Here is a 3,225-nt window from a genome sequence, read left to right as displayed (position 1 = left end):
CCGTCACGCCGCCGGCCAGCGCGAGCGTCGACTCCCCGCTCCGCACCGACTGGCACGCCAGATGCAGCGCCACCAGCGACGACGAACACGCCGTGTCCACCGTCACCGCCGGACCCTCAAGCCCGAACGCGTACGCCACCCGACCCGACGCCACACTCGGCGCACTGCCGTTGCCGATCTGCCCCTCGTATCCCTCGGGGGCGTTCGGGAGGAACCGCGCCGCGTAGTCGCTGTACATGACGCCCGCGAAGACACCGGTCCGGCTGCCGCGTACCGACTGCGGGTCGATCCCCGCCCGCTCGAACGCCTCCCAGGCCGTCTCCAGCAGCAGCCGCTGCTGCGGGTCCATGGCGGTCGCCTCCCGCGGGCTCATGCCGAAGACCGCCGGGTCGAACTGCCCCGCCTCGTGCAGGAATCCGCCCTCGCGCACATACGACGTACCGGGCCGGTCCGGGTCCGGGTCGTACAGCGAGGCGAGATCCCAGCCGCGGTTCGCGGGGAAGCCGCTGACCGCGTCCCGCCCGTCCGCGAGGAGCTGCCACAGGTCGTCGGGGGAGGTGACGCCGCCGGGGTAGCGGCAGGCCATGCCGACGATGACGACCGGGTCGTCGTCCTGGAGCTGTTCCCGTGCGGTGGTCCGCGCGGTGTCCGGGCCCGTGAACCTGCTGTTCAGATACGCTGCCAGCGCCTGCTGTGTCGGGTAGTCGAAGATCAGCGTGGACGGCAGCCGGAGCCCGGTGGCGGCGGTGAGCTGGTTGCGCAGCTCCACGGCGGTCATCGAGTCGAAGCCGAGGTCGCCGAAGGCTTGCCCCGGGTCCAGCGAGCGGCCGTCCGTGTGCCCGAGGATGGCGCTCACGCGGGCGGCGACCAGCTCGGTCAGGCGCGCCAGGCGGGCCTCGGCCGGCAGCGCGTCCAGCCCGGCGGCCCCGTCCGCAGCCGCGAGCGTACGGGCCGCGGCCGCCGTGCCGACCGAGCGGCGGCGGCGTACGAGCCCGCGCAGCATCGGCGGTACGGCGTCCGGCGGCAGGGCGGTGGCGTCCACCGCGACCGGCAGCAGGTGCACGGGCGCGTCCGCCGCGGCGAGCGCGGCGTCGAAAAGCTCCAGCGCCCTTTCCGGAGCCAGCGGTACGACGCCGTTACGGACCAGCCGGGCCCGCTGCCGCTCGTCGAGCCCGCCGGTCATCCCCGCGTCCTCGGCGAGGAAGCCCCACGCGAGGGAGACCGCTGGCAGCCCGAGGTGCCGCCGGTGCGCGGCGAGCGCGTCGAGGAAGGTGTTGGCGGCGGCGTAGTTGGCCTGGCCGGGCGTCCCCAGGGTGGCGGCGCCGGCCGAGACCAGCACGAACGCGTCCAGGTCCAGTTCCCGCGTCAGCTCGTGCAGGTGCCATGCCGCGTCCGCCTTCGGCCGCAGCACGCGCGCCAGTTGCTCGGGTGTCAGGGACTCCACGAGGCCGTCGTCCAGCACCCCCGCCGCGTGCACGACGGCGGACAGCGGGCGGTCCGCGGGGATCGCGGCGAGCAGGGCGGCGAGGCTGTCGCGGTCGCCGGCGTCGCAGGCGACGACGGTGACCTCGGCGCCCAGGGCGGCCACGTCACGGCGTACGGCTGCTGCCTGCTCGGTATCCGGGCCCGAGCGGGAGGCGAGCACGACGTGACGGACGCCGTGCTCCCCCACCAGGTGCCGGGCGAGCCGGGAGCCGAACGCGCCGGTGCCGCCGGTGACCAGGACGGTGCCGTCCGCGCGGAACGCCACCGGGCGCTCACCCGACGTCTCGTACCGGCTGAGGCGGGGGATCAGCGGCGCACCTGCCCGGACAGCCACCTGGGGCTCTTGCCGGGCGAGGGCGGCGCCGACCGCGGACGGGAGGGCCGCGGCCGACGCCGGGTCGTGGTCCAGGTCGACGAGCAGGATGCGGTGCGGGTGCTCGCTCTGGACGCTGCGGAGGAGGCCCCAGAGGGGCGCGTGGACGAGGTCGAGGTCCGTGGCCGAGCCGGTGGCCACGGCGTTCCGGGTGACGACGACGTACGTCTCCGGCGCGGATTCCGCCAGCCGTTGCCGTACGACCCCGAGAGCGTGCCCGGCGACCGCGGAGACGCGCTCGTTGAGCGGCAGTTCGGCGTCGACCGACGGCAGCAGGGCCTCGGCCGGCTCGGGGAGGGACGCCGCGTCCGGCCCGGCGGCGAGGACGCGCACCGCGGGCGGGGGCGCGTCGGTGTCGGTCTGCTCCAGCTCCGTCCAATCGACGGTGAACAGCCGGCCGCCGCGGTCCGTGGCGGCCCCGGCCCGCAGCCGGTGGGGGTCGACGGTGCGCAGTGTCAGGACGTCGATGTTCAGCAGCGGCCGGCCGGCGCCGTCGAACAGGGCCACCGTCGCCGTCGTCGGGCTCGTCGGCGTCAGGCGCACCCGGGCGGTGGACGCACCGGTGGCGTGGAGCCGGGCACCGGAGACGGTGTACGGCAGCTTGACCTCGTCCGCGGTGTGCCCGCTGGTCGCCGGGTCGAGAGCGAGCGTGTGCAGTGCCGCGTCGAGGAGGGCGGGGTGGACACCGAATCCGTCGACGTGGGTGTCGGCGTCGAGGTGGATCTCGGCCCATACGCTGCCACCGCCGCGCCAGGCGGCGGTGAGCCCCTGGAACCCGGGACCGTAGGCGTATCCCTGGGCGGCGAAGTCGTTGTAGAGACCGGACACGTCGAGCGCCTCGGCGTCGGCCGGCGGCCAGGTCTCCACGGCGGCGACCGCCGGACGGGCACCGTCCGCGTCGGATTCCAGCAATCCGGTGGCGTGCTCGGTCCAGGGCTCATCGGAGCCCTCCGCGCGCGAGTGGACCGTCACGGTCCGCGCCCCCGCGGTGCCGGACTGCGCCACGGTGACCTGTACCTGCACCGCACCGCGCGCGGGCAGCACCAGCGGAGCCGCCAGCGTCAGGTCTGCCAGCGTCGCGCACCCCACCTGCAGGCCCGCGTGCAGCGCGAGATCCACGAACGCGGTCGCGGGCAGGAGGACACGGTCGGCGATGGCGTGGTCGGCGAGCCAGGGGTGGGTACGGAGGCTGAGGCTGCCGGTGAACACGGCGGTGTCGCCATCGGCCAGGTCGACGGCCGCGCCGAGGAGGGGGTGTTCGGTGGGGGAGAGGCCGGTGGTGGTGAGGTCGGCGGTGGTGGGGGTGTCGTGGAGCCAGTAGGTGTGGTGTTGGAAGGCGTAGGTGGGGAGGTGGGTGGTGTGGGTGG

Annotated in this window: 1 protein-coding gene; it reads right to left on the bottom strand. The window is 75.2% G+C overall.

The window, feature by feature from the left end:
• Positions 1-3,225, bottom strand: a 3,225-nt coding sequence (locus ABGA99_RS36465; RefSeq protein WP_347584278.1) for a type I polyketide synthase, incomplete at both ends; no start/stop codon positions are given.

The organism is Streptomyces sp. B5E4, from assembly GCF_039871555.1.
GTDB lineage: Bacteria > Actinomycetota > Actinomycetes > Streptomycetales > Streptomycetaceae > Streptomyces.
This window is presented reverse-complemented; position numbering and strand designations above follow the sequence as displayed.